This is a genomic window from Cupriavidus laharis (assembly GCF_914271435.1).
GTDB classification, from domain to species: Bacteria; Pseudomonadota; Gammaproteobacteria; order Burkholderiales; family Burkholderiaceae; genus Cupriavidus; species Cupriavidus laharis.
Genome location: NZ_CAJZAI010000014.1, coordinates 1 through 15,079, shown reverse-complemented (window position 1 = coordinate 15,079; position 15,079 = coordinate 1). Strand labels below are relative to the sequence as shown.

General features: G+C 67.0%; 14 protein-coding genes. 3 read left to right on the top strand and 11 right to left on the bottom strand.

Annotated elements, in window-relative coordinates; translation table 11 throughout:
* Nucleotides 1-104 precede the first annotated feature (104 nt).
* Nucleotides 105-2,057, top strand: coding sequence for an ExeM/NucH family extracellular endonuclease (locus LDO29_RS22250; protein ID WP_224081906.1), 1,953 nt, complete (start codon nucleotides 105-107; stop codon nucleotides 2,055-2,057).
* Here the strand turns inward: LDO29_RS22250 and LDO29_RS22245 are convergent.
* The 11 genes from LDO29_RS22245 to LDO29_RS22195 all read right to left on the bottom strand — a co-directional run bounded on the left by LDO29_RS22245 (nucleotide 2,033) and on the right by LDO29_RS22195 (nucleotide 12,933).
* Nucleotides 2,033-2,476: a copper resistance protein CopQ gene (locus LDO29_RS22245; protein WP_224081905.1), complete on the bottom strand. Its 444-nt coding sequence runs from the start codon at nucleotides 2,474-2,476 to the stop codon at nucleotides 2,033-2,035. The genes LDO29_RS22250 and LDO29_RS22245 overlap by 25 nt on opposite strands.
* Nucleotides 2,477-2,626: 150 nt before the next feature.
* Nucleotides 2,627-3,088: a DUF2127 domain-containing protein gene (locus tag LDO29_RS22240; protein WP_224081904.1), complete on the bottom strand. Its 462-nt coding sequence runs from the start codon at nucleotides 3,086-3,088 to the stop codon at nucleotides 2,627-2,629.
* Nucleotides 3,089-3,178: 90 nt separating this feature from the next.
* On the bottom strand, nucleotides 3,179-3,610 hold the full coding sequence (locus tag LDO29_RS22235; protein WP_224081903.1) for a hypothetical protein: 432 nt from the start codon (nucleotides 3,608-3,610) through the stop codon (nucleotides 3,179-3,181).
* Nucleotides 3,611-3,631: 21 nt separating this feature from the next.
* Complete coding sequence (locus LDO29_RS22230; protein ID WP_224081902.1) at nucleotides 3,632-4,111, bottom strand: YbhB/YbcL family Raf kinase inhibitor-like protein; 480 nt, start codon at nucleotides 4,109-4,111, stop codon at nucleotides 3,632-3,634.
* Nucleotides 4,112-4,308: 197 nt separating this feature from the next.
* Nucleotides 4,309-4,866 carry an SRPBCC family protein gene (locus LDO29_RS22225; RefSeq protein WP_224081901.1) on the bottom strand — a complete coding sequence of 186 codons (558 nt, stop codon included), beginning with the start codon at nucleotides 4,864-4,866 and terminating at the stop codon, nucleotides 4,309-4,311.
* 88 nt (nucleotides 4,867-4,954) lie between these two features.
* Entirely contained in the window at nucleotides 4,955-5,368 is a 414-nt protein-coding gene (locus tag LDO29_RS22220; RefSeq protein ID WP_224081987.1) for a type II toxin-antitoxin system VapC family toxin, read from the bottom strand.
* Nucleotides 5,365-5,619 (bottom strand): type II toxin-antitoxin system Phd/YefM family antitoxin, encoded by a 255-nt coding sequence (locus tag LDO29_RS22215; protein ID WP_224081900.1) that lies wholly within the window; start codon nucleotides 5,617-5,619, stop codon nucleotides 5,365-5,367. Before LDO29_RS22215 ends, LDO29_RS22220 begins: the two co-directional genes overlap by 4 nt.
* A gap of 121 nt (nucleotides 5,620-5,740) precedes the next feature.
* Nucleotides 5,741-7,264 (bottom strand): efflux transporter outer membrane subunit, encoded by a 1,524-nt coding sequence (locus LDO29_RS22210; RefSeq protein WP_224081899.1) that lies wholly within the window; start codon nucleotides 7,262-7,264, stop codon nucleotides 5,741-5,743.
* Nucleotides 7,265-7,275: 11 nt separating this feature from the next.
* On the bottom strand, nucleotides 7,276-10,467 hold the full coding sequence (locus LDO29_RS22205; protein WP_224081898.1) for an efflux RND transporter permease subunit: 3,192 nt from the start codon (nucleotides 10,465-10,467) through the stop codon (nucleotides 7,276-7,278).
* A 118-nt stretch (nucleotides 10,468-10,585) separates the two neighbouring features.
* Nucleotides 10,586-11,818, bottom strand: coding sequence for an efflux RND transporter periplasmic adaptor subunit (locus tag LDO29_RS22200; RefSeq protein WP_224081897.1), 1,233 nt, complete (start codon nucleotides 11,816-11,818; stop codon nucleotides 10,586-10,588).
* 203 nt (nucleotides 11,819-12,021) lie between these two features.
* On the bottom strand, nucleotides 12,022-12,933 hold the full coding sequence (locus LDO29_RS22195; RefSeq protein WP_224081986.1) for an alpha/beta hydrolase: 912 nt from the start codon (nucleotides 12,931-12,933) through the stop codon (nucleotides 12,022-12,024).
* A 355-nt stretch (nucleotides 12,934-13,288) separates the two neighbouring features.
* On the opposite strand from LDO29_RS22195, the gene LDO29_RS22190 reads away from it, so the two are divergent.
* Complete coding sequence (locus LDO29_RS22190) at nucleotides 13,289-14,230, top strand: LysR family transcriptional regulator (protein ID WP_224081896.1); 942 nt, start codon at nucleotides 13,289-13,291, stop codon at nucleotides 14,228-14,230.
* 92 nt (nucleotides 14,231-14,322) lie between these two features.
* Complete coding sequence (locus LDO29_RS22185) at nucleotides 14,323-14,859, top strand: superoxide dismutase family protein (protein WP_224081895.1); 537 nt, start codon at nucleotides 14,323-14,325, stop codon at nucleotides 14,857-14,859.
* Nucleotides 14,860-15,079: the final 220 nt, after the last annotated feature.

The window sequence follows — 15,079 nt, the reverse complement described above, 5'->3', positions numbered from 1 at the left end:
ACACTACCTTAGCACGATCACGCGTGCGGGTCGTGTCGCCGCAACCCTTTCGTCACTCGCTCGCCATAGCATCGCGGCTTTCCTTGACGCCATGATGAACCGCCATGTCCCTGAAGCTGCCGAATGCCCTGTTAGCCGGACTGCTGCTCGCCAGCAACACGCCCCTTGCCATTGCGGCCACCGCACCGTGCGGTTCGCCATCCACGCTCATTGCCGATGTACAAGGCGCATCAAACACTTCGCCGCTGGCGGGCAAGCCGGTGGAGATCGAAGTGGTGGTCACGGCCGACTACAGCGGACCCGACGGCTTCATGGGTTTCTTTGTCCAGCAGGACGATGCGAGACGGCAGCATCGCCCCGGCGTGTCCGAAGGCCTGTTCGTCTATGCGCCGCGCTACACCGCGCGCGCCGGCGACCTGCTGCGCCTGGCCGGCACGGTCGAGGAACGCTATGGCCAGACCCAACTGGCCCTGTCGGGCACGCCATCGGTCTGCGCCACGGAGCGGACCGTCACCCCGGCCGGCCTGATCCTGCCCGTGCCCGACGAGGCGGCGCTGGCCGCGCGCGAAGGCATGCTGGTCAGCCTGCCCCAGACGCTGACGGTCAACGACACCCATGAACTGGGCCGCTACGGCAGCCTGCTGCTCGGGCATGGCCGGCTGCGCATTCCGACGGCTGTCGCGGCGCCGCGCGAAGGCGCTGCGCAAGTCGCCGCCGCCAATGCGCTGAACCGCCTGGTGCTCGACGACGGCTCGAGCCAGCAAAACCCCACTCTCGTCCCCTACCCTGCGCCGGGGCTGAGCACGGCAAACCCCGTGCGTGCCGGCGACACCATCACCGGCGTGCGCGGCGTGCTGGAAAAGCGCTACGGCACCTGGCGCGTGCAGCCCGTACAAGGCGCAGCGCCCCCCGGATTCACAGCCGCCAATCCGCGCCGTCCGGCCCCGGCGCGCGCCGCCGGCACCGATGTGCGCGTTGCCGCGTTCAACGTGCTCAACTACTTCAACGGCGACGGCCAGGGCGGCGGCTTCGATGCGCCGGACAACCGCGGCGCCAGGAACGCCGCCGAGTTCGAGCGGCAGGAAACCAAGCTGCTTGCGGCACTGCGTGCATTGGATGCCGACGTGATCGGCCTGATGGAAGTGGAGAACAACGGCTACGGCCCGCGCAGTGCCGTGCAGCGCCTTGCCGCGCAACTTGGCCCCGGCTGGCGTGTGGCCGATCCGGGCACGCCAAGGCTGGGCACCGACGCCATCGCCGTCGCGCTGCTCTACAACGAACGCGCGGTGACGCCGGTGGGCGCACCCGCGACAGCATTTCTCGACGCACGCAGCCGCCAGCCGCTCGCGCAGACATTCCGGCCTGCCGGCAACGCGGCGCAAGCCTTTACTGTGGTGGTCAACCACTTAAAGTCCAAGAGCTGCGCAGATGCCGACGGGGCCGAGCGTGACCAGGGCGATGGACAGGGCTGCTGGAACGCCGCCCGCTCACGCGCCGCGCATGCACTGGCCGAATGGCTGGACACTGCCCCCACCGGCATCGCCGGCGCCGGCACGCTCGTGATCGGCGACCTGAACAGCTATGCTATGGAAGATCCCATCCGGCTGCTGGCGCACCGGGGTTATGACGACATGGTGGCAAGGCTGGCGGGGCAGGATGCCTACACCTATGTCTTCGACGGACAGGCCGGCTACCTCGACTACGCGCTGGCCGACGCGGCACTGGCCAGCCGCATCCGCGCTGTCGGCATCTGGCATGCAAATGCCGACGAACCCGTGGCCTTTGCCTATGCGCAGGCTTACCGCAGCGCGGCCCAGCAGCAACGCTACTACGCGCCGGATGCCTGGCGCGCATCGGACCATGATCCCGTCCTCGTGGACCTGTCCTGGCGCGAGGCGGCCCCCGAGGCCAGCGCATTGCCGCGCGGCGGTGGCGACATGGCGAGCGGGCCGGAGGGCGGCGGCGGCAGCGTGGGGCTGGCCGCGCTGCTCGCGATCATGCTGGCGGCATGCGCCACCGTGGCCGGCACGCCTCAGACGCGCCAGTCGTTCCGATAGGGATCGAAGCTGCGGCCAGGCGTACCTGACACGCCACGCGTGTCCATGCCGGCGACGGTCCGGGCACCATCGGTGAACGGATCGATGCTGCGTGCCGGCGCCGCCGACACACCCGAGGTGTCCATCCCTGCGATCGTCAGCGCTCCATCGGTAAACGGATCGACCTGACGCGCGCGGGCGCCATCGGTGTACGGATCGATGCTGCGTGCCGGCGCCGCCGACACACCCGAGGTGTCCATCCCCGCGATCGTCAGCGCGCCGTCGGTGAACGGATCGACCTGGCGCGCGCGGGCGCCATCGGTGTACGGATCGGGCGTGCGCTGCGCGGCGTTGCCGGCAGCCTGTACGGTGCCGATCGAAAGGGCTGCAACTGCTGCGGCGGCGGCAGTCAGCAGGGTCTTGGCGAGGGTCGTTTGCATGGCAGTCTCCAGGCGGGGTGAATGTTCCCGTTGGTCGCGCCACCATCGCCCGGCATTACACCGACATGCAATTTTTTTCGGATTCCGGCCGGGCTTCGCCGGAAGCCCGTTTGTCTCTTGAAAGTTTCCTGGTTCGCCAGCCCCGCTCTCTTAAGACGTGACTTCGTGGCGCACCAGTCCTTTGGCCAGGTACAGCACCACCAACAGGTTCGCCACTGCCAGGCCCGCATGCAGCCAGCTCGGGTGCGCCAGCGCTTCGTAGAGTTCAAGCGGCAGGTAGATGCCGCCTGACCAGACCCCCAGCCAGTTGCCCCAGGCCAGCCGGTGCCACAGCCCCCAGGCTTCGGCGAAGCGCATCAGCGCGTACGCCGCGGCAGAGCCGCCGATGGCCCACAGGCGCGCGTCACCGGGGTTGGCCAGCAATGACAGGAAGATGGTGGGATAGCGGCTGGCCGGATTGATGTGCAGGCGCATGATGATCGATTCGGCCAGCGCCTGCGCATCCCGGTGGAGCAAAGCGACCAGTCCGAGTCCGGCTACGATCACCAGCGCGCCTTTGGCGGCTTCGAACAGCGCAATGCTCCTGAGGCCGAGTGCGTCCTGCTTCGCCATGGCGAGGCTCCGGGGTGGGTTGTGATCCAAGGCCCATATTGTGCAATACAGGCCGCTCCGGATACCACGGCACCTGGCAATGCGGCGGCGTCAGCGTGCGTAGTCGCGCTCCCGCATCGGGCCGTCCGCGTCGATGCCGCCATTCGCTTCCAGCGGACCGTCGACTGTAAGGGGCCCATCGACCTCAAGGTCGCCCTTGACCACCATGGACCCATGCACCGTCAGCGGTCCGTTGAAGACCTTGAGATAGCCCGCCGCATACGGCAGGCCTCTGGCCGTGGCAGGACCGGAGAAGTACGCGGCGGTCAGCGGCCCGCGCGCGTGTACCCGCCCGGCGACAATCAGCGTGCCGTGCACGACCACCGGCCCGCGCACATGCGCGGAGCCCCCCACGGTGATCGAACCCGATTCCTGCGGCTGGGCATGCAACGGACCCGCTGCGCACAATACCATGGCCGCCAGCAAGCCGATGCCCGCAGCGCGGGCATGCCTGGCACGCATCTGAGGATGGGCAGTTCCCATGGAAGCTTCCCGCATGGCCGCTCAGTGCCCTTGCTTCCGGTAGGTACCGATCAGCTCGGCCTGCGCCAGGATATGGCCCTGCATGGCACGCTCCAGTGCGGCCTTGTCGGGCATGCTCAGGTCAGGCAGCGCCACGTCGAGCGCGTACAGCTTGTGGAAGTAGCGATGGCGCCCGATCGGCGGGCATGGTCCGCCATAGCCCGTCCGGTGCCAGTCGTTGAGCCCTTCCCGGGTACCGGCCGGCAGGTCTTCGCGTCGCACGCCCTGCGCCAGCTCGCCAGCCAGCGGTGGCAGGTCGTACATGACCCAGTGCACCCACGTGTGGCGGGGCGCGGCCGGATCCGGGGCATCCGGGTCATCGACGATCAGCGCCAGGCTGACCGTCCCGGCCGGCACGCCCGACCACGCGAGTGGCGGCGAAGCATCTGCGCCCTCGCAGGTGAAGTGCGCCGGGATCTCGCCGCCATGGGCGAACGCGGAGGAAATCAGTGCAAGTGACATAAGCGGCCTCGTCTGTGCCTGTGACGCGAGGGCCAGCGCGGCTGCGCCGGCCAGCAGCCAGATCGCCATGCGGCAAGGACGCCGGGCCATGGGATGAGCCATGTGATCCCAGAGGACGGAGCCGGGGGCTGCCGTCAGGTGATGGTGGTTCCAACTTAGTGCGGATCACGCCGCCGTGCAAGCTGCGCCGCCCGAGCTCAACGCGCGGCTTCCAGCCTGGCCTTGAGGCGCCTGACAGCCTCGGCCGACTCCGCCTCGATGCGCGGGCGCAGCACGAGCCGGTTCATCAGGACGAACAACAGGGTCGGCGACTGATAGCTGAAGTCCCGCTCGAAGCGCGTGCTTTCCTCTGCCGGCGTGAGTGACGGAGTCAGTGCCGGGGTCAGCGTGTACGTCACGGTGCCGGCCTTGCGCCCTTCGATTTCCCCTTCGATCATCCACGTGCGGGGCGGATCGCTTTTCGTCACGGTCCAGACCACCACGCCGCTGCGTCCCGCTACAACGAAGGTTTCGGTCACGCGCTCGCCGGGTTGAAGCGAGTGATCCGTGGCACCCGCCACGCCCAGCGAAGACGGATGCCAGGACGGCCAGTTGCCGGGCGTGGAGACATAATCGAACACCGCGGCCGGGGGCCGGGAGATGACCGCTTCATTGTGGATACGGGTGGTGTCGGTCCAGGGCAATGGCACGAACAGCAATGCAATGCCGATCGCGACGACAACCAGCACCCGGAACAGCATTGTGTGAGGTCGCATGAAACGATAGACGCTGCGCGTCAGGGCGCGATGCCAAGCTCCCGCAGTACTGCAGGCTACGCGGCACGTTATCGTTCCAGCATAGGCGTCAGCGCCACGGATTGACCGAGGGAACCCCGGTCGCGATGAAATCGGCGTCATTGCGCGTCACGACGCTCATACCATGCACCAATGCCGTGGCAGCAATGATGGCGTCGCGTTCCGCGCGCGGATCGGGCACATGCAGGCGTGCACACCGCAGCGCCACCGCCTGGTCGACAGGCAGGACGCGCCCGGCGAACTGCGGCAGCACGCGGCCTTCGAGCCAGGCGCGCAGCATGGCACCCTGCGCAGCGTCCTTGCGCTCCTTCATCAGCACGCCCATTTCCAGTTCAAGCACGGTGATCGCGGAAATGAACTGGGCGCCAATTGGCTGCGTCGACGCCCAGGCCAGCACCTTCGGGTCCGCCCTGGCAGGATTGCGCAGTTCGGAAATGACGTTGGTGTCGAGTACGAACATCAGGAAATATCCGGAGCGCGGAAGATGCCGCCGGCGCGCGGCGGCTCGAAATCGATATCCGCGCTTTCGGGCTGGGCCAGTGCATCGGCCAGCATAGTGATGCCGCCTACCAGCCGCCGGTACTCCTCGATGGTGATGAGCACATGCGACGGCTTGCCTCGATCGGTGATGAACACCGGACCGGACTGTGCGGCCTTCTTGGCGTCCCCGGCGGACTGGTTGAACTCGCGGCTGGACATGGTGACGACGCTCACGTTGCCTCCTGCGCAAAACGATATCTGAACGTTGCTACGTAGAGATGTTACTACATGCGACGATACCTCTCCAGACATCGCCTGGCTGGCGGCGTAGCGAGCGGCGTCCACCGCACTCCGGCTACAGTTGCCCGCTCTGCGCCCTGTCCGGCGGGGGTGTTCCGGAACCGGCCGCCACCGCCTCCGGCACTGGCCCCCAGCCGCCGCCCAGGCTGCGCACCAGCGCCACCGTCGCCGCAGCCCGCAACCCGGCCACCGCGTTGGCATCGCGTTGCGATTGCAGCACTGTCCGGTCGGCATCGATCACGGTCAGGTAGTCCACCGCGCCGGCATCGTACCGGCTGCGCGAGATGCGCTGGGCCCGCCTTGCCCCGGCCAGGGCGCCGTCGAGCGCCGTAGCTTGCTGGCTGAGCCAGCGCACATCGGCCAGGCTGTCCTCGACCTCGCGGAATGCCACCAGCACGGTCTGCCGGTAGCGCGCCACGCTCTCCTCGTGCGCGGCACGGGCGCCGGCCAGGTTCGAGCTGTTGCGGCCGCCGTCGAACACGGTCTGCGCGATCGTCGTGCCGACGAGCGGGCCGAGCATCCACGTGCGCGAAGACCACCGGAACAGGTTCGACAGGTCCGCCGACTCAAAGCCGAACAACGCCGTCAGCGAAATGCGCGGGAAGAACGCTGCCTTCGCGATGCCGATCCGCGCATTGGCCGCCGCCATCTGCCGCTCCGCCGCCGCGATGTCGGGGCGGCGTTCGAGCAGCTCCGAAGGCAGGCCCGCAGGCACTGCTACCGGCGCCGTATCGAACGGCTTCGCGGCCAGGCCGAACTGCGAAGGCGATACGCCGGTCAGCACGGCCAGCGCATGCTCCTGGTTGGCGCGGCGGCGCTCGATGCCGGCCAGGTCGGCGCGCGCGGTGCCGAGTTCGGCTTCGGCGCGGGCCGGGTCGAAGTCGGTCGTCTCGCCAGCTTCATAGCGCTTGCGCAGCAGCGTCAGCCCGTCTTCACGCAGCCTGATCGTGGCGTTGAGCAGTTCGCGCTCGCTGTCGAGCGTACGCAGGGCAAAGTACGCCTGCGCCGTATCGGCCTGCAGCGCGAGCTGCACCGAGCGGTACAGGTCCTCGGCGCCCTGCTCTTCGGCGCGCGCCGTATTGACACTGCTGGCCACGCGCCCGAACAGGTCGAGCTCGTAGCTGGCGAACGCGCGCGCCTTGAGCACGGTCTGCGGCGCCACGCGCGTGCCGTCCGGCAGGCCCTGCGACGCCGCCGACGGCTGCGAACGCGTCGGATCGAGGCCTACGCTCAGTTGCGGATACAGGTCCGCTTCCGTCGCGCCGGTGAACGCGCGCGCCTGCTTCAGGCGCGCTGCCGCGGCAGCCAGATCCTGGTTATAGGTGTTGGCCGCTTCGATCAGCCGGTCCAGCTCGGCATCGCCGAAGATCTTCCACCAGTCGCCACGCTGCTGGCCTTCGGCCGGTTTGGCGGTTTTCCATTGCGCGCCCTCGGCGGCAGCGGCATCGGCTTCCTTGAACGTCGCGGCGGTCGGTGTCTCCGGCACCTTGTAGGCCGGCGCCAGCGAGCAGCCGGCGAGCACCAGCGCGGCAGCCAGCGTTGCGAGCCTCGGCAGGTATTGCGTCATCACATTATTCATATCGGTCACCATCACTCTGCGGACGGCACGGCGTGCGAGCCCGATGCGCCATTCGCCAAGGCCTCGCGACGCTGCTTGCGCGTGGCCAGCAGGCGCAGCGCCACATAGAACACCGGCGTCAGGAACAGCCCGAAGAAGGTCACGCCAAGCATCCCGGCGAACACCGCCACGCCCATGGCATGGCGCATCTCAGCACCGGCGCCGGTCGACGCCACCAGCGGCACCACACCCATGATGAACGCGAACGAGGTCATCAGGATCGGGCGCAGCCGCAGGCGGCTGGCTTCGATCGCGGCCTGCACCACCGTGCGCCCGTGGTGCTCGAGCTCGCGTGCGAACTCCACGATCAGGATCGCGTTCTTCGCCGACAACCCGACCAGCACGATGAAGCCGATCTGCGTGAAGATGTTGTTGTCCCCACGCGTGAGCCACACGCCCGTCATCGCGGCCAGCAGGCTCATCGGCACGATCAGGATCACGGCCAGCGGCAGCGTCAGGCTCTCGTACTGGGCGGCCAGCACCAGGAACACGAGCAGCACGCACAGCGGGAAGATCCACACGCCCGCGTTGCCGGCCAGGATGTCCTGGTAGGTCAGCTCGGTCCATTCGAAGCCGATGCCCTTCGGCAGCGTCTCGGCGGCAATCCGCTCGGCAGCGGCCTGCGCCTGGCCCGACGAGAAGCCCGGCGACGGACCGCCGTTCATGTCGGCGGCGGTAAAGCCGTTGTAGCGGCTCACGCTGTCCGGGCCGAAGCTCTGCTTCACCTTCACCAGCGACGACAGCGGCACCATCTCGCCGCTGGTGCTGCGCGCCTTGAGCTGCAGGATGTCTTCGGCATGCTGGCGGAACTGCGCGTCGGCCTGCACCTTGACCTGGTACGTGCGGCCGAACTTGTTGAAGTCGTTCACGTAGGCCGAGCCAAGGTAGGTCTGCAGTGTCTCGAACACATCGGTCACGGGCACGCCGAGCTGCTTGGCCTTGGTACGGTCGAGCTGCACGTCGAGCTGCGGCACGTTCACCTGGTAGTTGCTGAAGATGCCGGCCAGCTCGGGCGTGGCGCGCGCCTTGGCCATGAACGCGTTGGTGGCATCGAACAACGCGTCATAGCCGAGTGCGGCGCGGTCCTCGATCATCATCTTGAACCCGCCGATCGTGCCGAGGCCCTGCACCGGCGGGGGCGGGAACACCGCGATGAATGCATCCTGAATCGAGCCATACTGCTTATTCAGGTCCGCGGCAATCGCACCGCCGGACAGCGCCTTGCCCTTGCGCTTCTCGAACGGATCCAGCGTCACAAACACGATGCCGGCGCTCGGGCTGTTCGTGAAGCCATTGATCGACAGGCCCGGGAACGCCACGGCCGACTCCACGCCCGGATGCTTGAGCGCGATCTCCGACATGCGGCGGATCACGTCCTCGGTACGATCGAGCGTGGCGCCGTCAGGCAGCTTGGCAAAGCTCACCAGGTACTGCTTGTCCTGCGCCGGCACGAAGCCCTTCGGCACCATCTGGAAGATGCCCCACGTGGCCAGCAGCATCAAGGCATAGACGCCGAAGACGGAGCCCTTGCGGCGGATCACGCCCTTCACGCCACGGCCATAGTTGTCGGAGCTGCGGCCGAAGAAACGGTTGAAGCGCGCGAAGAAGCCGCCGAACACCTTGTCCATGCCGCGCGTGAGCCAGTCTTTGGGCGCGTCATGCCCCCGCAGCAGCAGCGCGGACAACGCCGGCGACAGCGTCAGCGAATTGAAGGCCGAGATGATGGTCGAGATCGAGATCGTCAGCGCGAACTGCTTGTAGAACTGACCGGTCAGGCCGGTCATGAACGCCAGGGGCACGAACACGGCGATCAGCGTCAGCGCGATGGCGATGATCGGGCCGCTGACTTCACGCATGGCCTTGTAGGTGGCCTCCTTTGGCGACAACCCTTCCTCGATGTTCCGCTCGACGTTCTCCACCACCACGATCGCGTCGTCCACGACGATACCGATCGCCAGCACCAGCCCGAACAGGCTCAGCGCGTTGATCGAGAAGCCGAACGCGTGCATCAGGCCGAACGTCCCGACGATCGACACCGGCACCGCCAGCAGCGGGATGATCGATGCACGCCACGTCTGCAGGAACAGGATCACCACCAGCACCACCAGCGCAATCGCCTCGAACAGCGTGTGGACCACGGCCTCGATGCTGTGGCGCACGAACTGCGTCGGATCATAGACGATGCTGTAGTCCACGCCTTCCGGCATGTTCTGCTTCAGCTCGGCCATGGTCTTGCGCACGTCGTTCGAGATCTGGATCGCGTTCGAGCCGGGCGCCTGGAAGATTGGGATCGCAACCGCGGACTTGTTGTCCAGCAGCGAACGCAGCGCGTATTCCGACGCACCGAGTTCGATGCGCGCGATGTCCTTCAGGTATGTAACCACCCCGTCGGGCGAGGTCTTGACGATGATGTCGCCAAACTCTTCCACGGTCTGCAGGCGGCCCTGTGCGTTCACCGACAACTGCAGGTCGGTACCGGGCAGCGTCGGCGACTGGCCGATCACGCCGGCCGCCACCTGCACGTTCTGCTCGCGGATGGCCTTGACCACGTCGGAGGCTGACAGGTTGCGTTCCGCGATCTTTTCCGGGTTCAGCCAGACTCGCATCGAGTAGTCGCCCGAGCCGAACATCTGCACCTGGCCCACGCCCTGGATCCGCGCCAGGCGGTCCTTCACGTTGATCAGCGCGTAGTTGCGCAGGTACGTCATGTCATAGCGGTCGTTCGGCGAGACCAGGTGGACCACCATGGTCAGGTCGGGCGAGCTTTTGACTGTCGTGATGCCCAGGCGGCGCACGTCCTCCGGCAGTCGCGGCTCCGCCTGCGACACGCGGTTCTGCACGAGCTGCTGGGCCTTGTCCGGGTCGGTGCCCAGCTTGAAGGTCACCGTCAGCGTGAGCGTGCCGTCACTGTTGGCCTGCGAGTTCATGTACAGCATGTCCTCGACGCCGTTGATCTGTTCTTCCAGCGGCGTGGCTACGGTCTCGGCGATCACCTTCGGGTTGGCGCCCGGGAACTGCGCGCGCACCACGACCGACGGCGGCACCACTTCCGGGTACTCCGAGATCGGCAGCTTGAACATCGAGATGGCGCCGATCAGGAAGATCAGCACCGACAGCACGCCCGCGAAGATCGGGCGGTCGATAAAGAATTTCGAGAGATTCATCTTGGTTCTCGGCCTGTTTCGGCATGAAAGCCCCCCTGGCGGCCCGCCGTGGCGGGCGCCATGCACATCAGGGGAAGCAAATGCGATCGACTGTCTGTAGCGGGGCTTCCCGGCCTGCTTAGCTCACCGGCTTGCCTTCCGCCTCGGCGGACGCCTGCTTGCGGTCCGGTGCGGATGACCTCGGCTCCAGTTCGCTGCGGAACGCCATCGAGACGGGCTTCGGCGCCACCGTATCGCCCGGACGCACACGCTGCAGCCCGTTCACGACAATGCTCTCGCCCGGCTTCAGGCCCTTGCGGATCACGCGCAGCCCCTCATAAGTCGGCCCAAGGTCGACCTCGCGGTAGGTCAGCTTGTTGGCCTTGTCGACCACCAGCACGAACTTCTTGCCCTGGTCGGTGCCGATGGCGCGGTCGTTGATCAGCACGGCATCGTGCGGCGCGCCGCCACCGAGCTTGACCTTCGCATACAGGCCCGGCAGCAGCCGGCCATCCTCGTTGTCGAACACGGCGCGCACGCGGATGGTGCCGCTGCGCGTATCGAGCCGGTTGTCGATCGAGTGGATCTTGCCCTCGTGGGGAGTGCCGTCTTCGTTGGCCAGGCCCAGGAACACCGGCAGGCCATTCTTTCCGCCGCTGGCGCCCGGCGCCGTGTAGCGCAGGTAGCTTTGCTCGTCGACGTCGAAGCTCGCGTACACCGGCGAGACCGATACCACCGACGTCAGCGGCGGCGACGCGGCGCCCGCCGCCACGAGGTTGCCGACCGTGATTTCCGCACGCGATACCTTGCCCGAGACCGGCGCAACGATGCGCGTATAGCTCAGGTTCAGCTTCGCCACCTCCAGCGCCGCCTGCGCGCCGCGCACGTCGGCCGACATTTCGCTGGCCGCGTTGATGCGCTCGTCGAACTCGCGCTTCGAGATGGCGTTGTCGTCCAGCAGGCGCTGGGCACGAGCCTTTTCCGTCTGCGCGTGCGAAGCGCGTACCTGTGCCGCGGCTAGTGCCGCTTCGGCTTTTGCCACTTCGGCGGCGTATGGACGCGGGTCGATGGTGAACAGCGGATCGCCCTTCTTGACGATCGAGCCTTCGCGGAAATGCACCGTTTCGATCGTGCCGGAGACGCGCGGGCGGATTTCCACGCGGTCAACCGCTTCGATGCGGCCGGAGAACTCGTCCCATTCGGTGATGGTCTTGCCGACCACGCTGGCCACCTCGATGGTCGGGGCCGGCGGCGGCGTATTGGCATGCGCCTCGCCGCCATGCCACGGCCGCAGCATGGAGGTGGCTACGCCGGCGCCGAGTACGACCACGATGGCAATCGCGATCAACGTGCGTCGATTCTGGGTATTCATTTCTTCACTCCTGTTGCTGGCTTTCTTCAACTGGAAAAACAAAAGCGCGAACGCCGCCGCCGGGCCGCGCGAAGCGGTCCGGAATGGTTCGGACAGGTCAGCAAGACTGTTTGCCGGATGCCGCGCAGTCCGTCTTGGCGGCATCAGTACCGGCTGGCGGTTTCCCGGAAGGCCTCAGCCGGCAGGCCCGTTCCGGGTCAACTTCAGGGCCGGCTTTCGCGCCGGGATGAGGTGTCGTCGGCCGCGGCCAGACATCGCCGCAGGAACCGCGCACCTTCGTCGACCCACGACTGACAATCGTCATGGGTCTCTTCTACGCCGTCGCCACAGGCGCCGGGCATGATCATGGCCTCGGCCGGGACGCCGGCCTTGGCAAGGCGCCCCGCAAAGGCTTCGCCTTCCGCGCGCAGCGCATCGACTTCCGCCACCTGCACCAGCGTGGGTGGCAGCCCCGCCAGGCGCGAAGCCAGCGCCGGCGCGGCATACGGATGCACGCTGGCTGCCGGCGTCGGCAGGTATTCGCGATAGTTGCAGGCCAGCCGCCGCAGGGTTTCCAGCGGCACCTGCCCGCCACCCGGGCCCGCGCAAGAGGCATGCTGCAGGCACGGGTCCGTCACCGGCCGGATCAGCCATTGTCCGCGCGGCTGCGCCGTGCAGCGGTCGCGCAGCATCTGCGACAGCGCAATCGCCAGGTTGCCGCCCGCTTCTTCGCCGACTAGTGCAAAGCGGCCCTTGTCCACCTTCAGCCGGCGCGCATGGCGCAACACCCATTCCACGGTGCTGTACGCGTCTTCCGGCGCGGCCGGGAACGGGTGATCCGGCGCCAGCGAATACGCCGGCGTCACCACAACTGCCGGTACCGAAACCGCCAGCGACTGGACGAGTTGCCGCGCCCTTTCCAGCCCGCCGTCCACGAATCCGCCCGCGTGCAGGTACATCAGCCACGGCAGCGGCGCACCGCCCTCGGCGGCCGGCGCGGGATAACCGGGCGGGTAGCAGATGCACACCGAGATCTCGCGCTCGCCGCTTGCCACCTTGTGTTCCGTGACGCGCGCCTGCCCGTTGCCGTTGGCGGAAGGGGCGGCGGGTGAGCGTTGGCTTGGCGACTGTGGCATGGGCACCGTGGCGGGCGTGCCGAAACTCGTTGGCACGCCTATCATGTGTTGCGATGCGACGGATTATGGTGATTGACGCCGATGGGATAAAGCGAGAGATTGCCAACGCACTATTCCGCGTTTGGAATAATCGGCACGCTGAGACCCCACGCATGACAAGGTCTTGGGAAATGTGATTCACTCCCGCTCTCGCGGCTGCGCACCGCTTCTCGGGCCCAGCCGGCCAGCGCCCGGTCCAGGGTTCGGGAGGCCACGCACGGCGCCCGACCCTCACATCCCCGGCAGCCAGTCCCCATACAGCCAGTCAGGTCGCCTCGTTCGGCGAGCATCAGGAAACATTCGTCGGAAGCTCATCATGGATCGTCTCGTCTCAATGCAGGCCTTCACCCGGGTGGTCGACATGGGCAGCTTCGCGCGTGCCGCCGACTCGCTCGACCTGCCCAAGGCCACCCTTACCCGCCTGATCCAGAATCTGGAAACTCACCTCGGCGTCAAGCTGCTGCACCGGACCACCCGCCGCATCAGCGTGACCAGCGACGGCGCGGCCTACTATGAACGGTGCGTGCGCATCCTGGCCGATGTGGACGAGGCCGAGCAATCGCTGACGCGCCACAACAACTCGCCCAAGGGCACCCTTTCGGTCGACACCACATCGGCGCTCGCACGGCTTGTCCTCATCCCGAACCTGAACGACTTCTTCGTGGCCTATCCGGAGCTGAAGATCGAACTGACCATCAACGGCAAGCCGATCGACCTGCTGCAGGAAGGCGTCGACGTGGTCCTGCGCGTGGGCACCGTGGACGAGACCATGGTGGCGCGGCGCATCGGCCAGCTCAAGCTCGCGTTCTATGCATCGCCCATCTACCTGAACCGCTTCGGCACCCCGCACGAACTGGCCGACCTGGCGCAGCACCGGGCCGTGAACTTCCTGTCCAATCGCACCGGGCGGGAGCTGCCATGGCCGCTGGCACGCGGCCGCGAGCACAGCGAGATCCTGCTTCCGTCAGCCATCTCCACCAACGACGGCGACGTCTACCTGGAAAGCGCGCTGGCAGGCCACGGCCTGGCCCGCCTTTCCCGCGCGATGGCGGAGCCCTATCTCGCCAGCGGCCGGCTGGTGGAGGTCATGACGGACTGGCAGACCGAAGCGCTGCCGATTTCCGCCATGTACCCGCAGAATCGCCACCTGTCGGCCAAGGTGCGGGTGTTCGTCAACTGGATCGCGGACGTTTTCGGACGGCATCCGCACTTTGGCGCTGCGCCGCAGCAAGGCGCTGTCACGCAGCTTGCAGCATGAGCAGGCCCGATCGCGTTGCGCAATGAGCGCCCGTGAGTAAGCGTCGCATCCTATACTGTTTCTTCCGCAATAACGTGAATGGGAGGGTTCCGATGAAACGCGCACTTTTCGGCCTGGCGGCCACGGCAGCGGTAGCGATGACCCTGGCGGGCTGCGCCGGCACAGGGACGGCCAGCGGCGGTGGCAAGGCCACCGCAACCCTCGCGCCGAAGAGCGGCACCAACACCGGCGGCACGGTCACCTTCACGCAGCAGCCCGGCGGCGTGATGATGGTGGCATCGGTCACCGGCCTGCCGCCCAACACCACGCATGGCTTCCACGTACACGAAAAGGGCGATTGCTCTGCACCCGACGCCATGAGCGCGGGCGGCCATTTCAACCCCGCCGGCAAGCCGCACGGGCAGATGACCATGCCGGACCACCACGCTGGCGACATGAACAACCTCACGGCAGACGCCAACGGCAATGCACGCGCCAGTTTCCTGCTGCCTGACCTGAGTGTGGGCACCGGCCCGAACAGTGTCATCGGCCGCGCCGTGATCGTCCACAAGGATCCGGACGACTACAAGACGCAGCCGACCGGCAACGCCGGCGGCCGGATTGCTTGCGGGGTCGTGGCGGCGTCCTGAGCCCGGACAGCCGCCTGTCCGTGACGGCGCAACGGCTCAGTCGGCCGTCGCGCCAGCCGTAAACCCTGAGGCTTTGTCATTGGGGCATGCGATCACCCCTCGCTGAAAGCTCAGGATTACCCACAAAGTGACGACGAGGTGGAGATCTGGTGGTTGTAAACAAGAGGCTACGGTGTTAACTTTCGCCTGCCCTGATTGCAATGACACTCGAGATTGGCAG

Excerpts from the sequence above, each read along its gene's own strand:
- LDO29_RS22250 (WP_224081906.1), top strand. The coding sequence starts at position 105 with ATGTCCCTGAAGCTGCCGAATGCCCTGTTAGCCGGACTGCTGCTCGCC.
- LDO29_RS22245 (WP_224081905.1), bottom strand. The coding sequence starts at position 2,476 with ATGCAAACGACCCTCGCCAAGACCCTGCTGACTGCCGCCGCCGCAGCA.
- LDO29_RS22240 (WP_224081904.1), bottom strand. The coding sequence starts at position 3,088 with ATGGCGAAGCAGGACGCACTCGGCCTCAGGAGCATTGCGCTGTTCGAA.
- LDO29_RS22235 (WP_224081903.1), bottom strand. The coding sequence starts at position 3,610 with ATGGGAACTGCCCATCCTCAGATGCGTGCCAGGCATGCCCGCGCTGCG.
- LDO29_RS22230 (WP_224081902.1), bottom strand. The coding sequence starts at position 4,111 with ATGTCACTTGCACTGATTTCCTCCGCGTTCGCCCATGGCGGCGAGATC.
- LDO29_RS22225 (WP_224081901.1), bottom strand. The coding sequence starts at position 4,866 with ATGCGACCTCACACAATGCTGTTCCGGGTGCTGGTTGTCGTCGCGATC.
- LDO29_RS22210 (WP_224081899.1), bottom strand. The coding sequence starts at position 7,264 with ATGAATAATGTGATGACGCAATACCTGCCGAGGCTCGCAACGCTGGCT.
- LDO29_RS22205 (WP_224081898.1), bottom strand. The coding sequence starts at position 10,467 with ATGAATCTCTCGAAATTCTTTATCGACCGCCCGATCTTCGCGGGCGTG.
- LDO29_RS22200 (WP_224081897.1), bottom strand. The coding sequence starts at position 11,818 with ATGAATACCCAGAATCGACGCACGTTGATCGCGATTGCCATCGTGGTC.
- LDO29_RS22195 (WP_224081986.1), bottom strand. The coding sequence starts at position 12,933 with ATGCCACAGTCGCCAAGCCAACGCTCACCCGCCGCCCCTTCCGCCAAC.
- LDO29_RS22190 (WP_224081896.1), top strand. The coding sequence starts at position 13,289 with ATGGATCGTCTCGTCTCAATGCAGGCCTTCACCCGGGTGGTCGACATG.
- LDO29_RS22185 (WP_224081895.1), top strand. The coding sequence starts at position 14,323 with ATGAAACGCGCACTTTTCGGCCTGGCGGCCACGGCAGCGGTAGCGATG.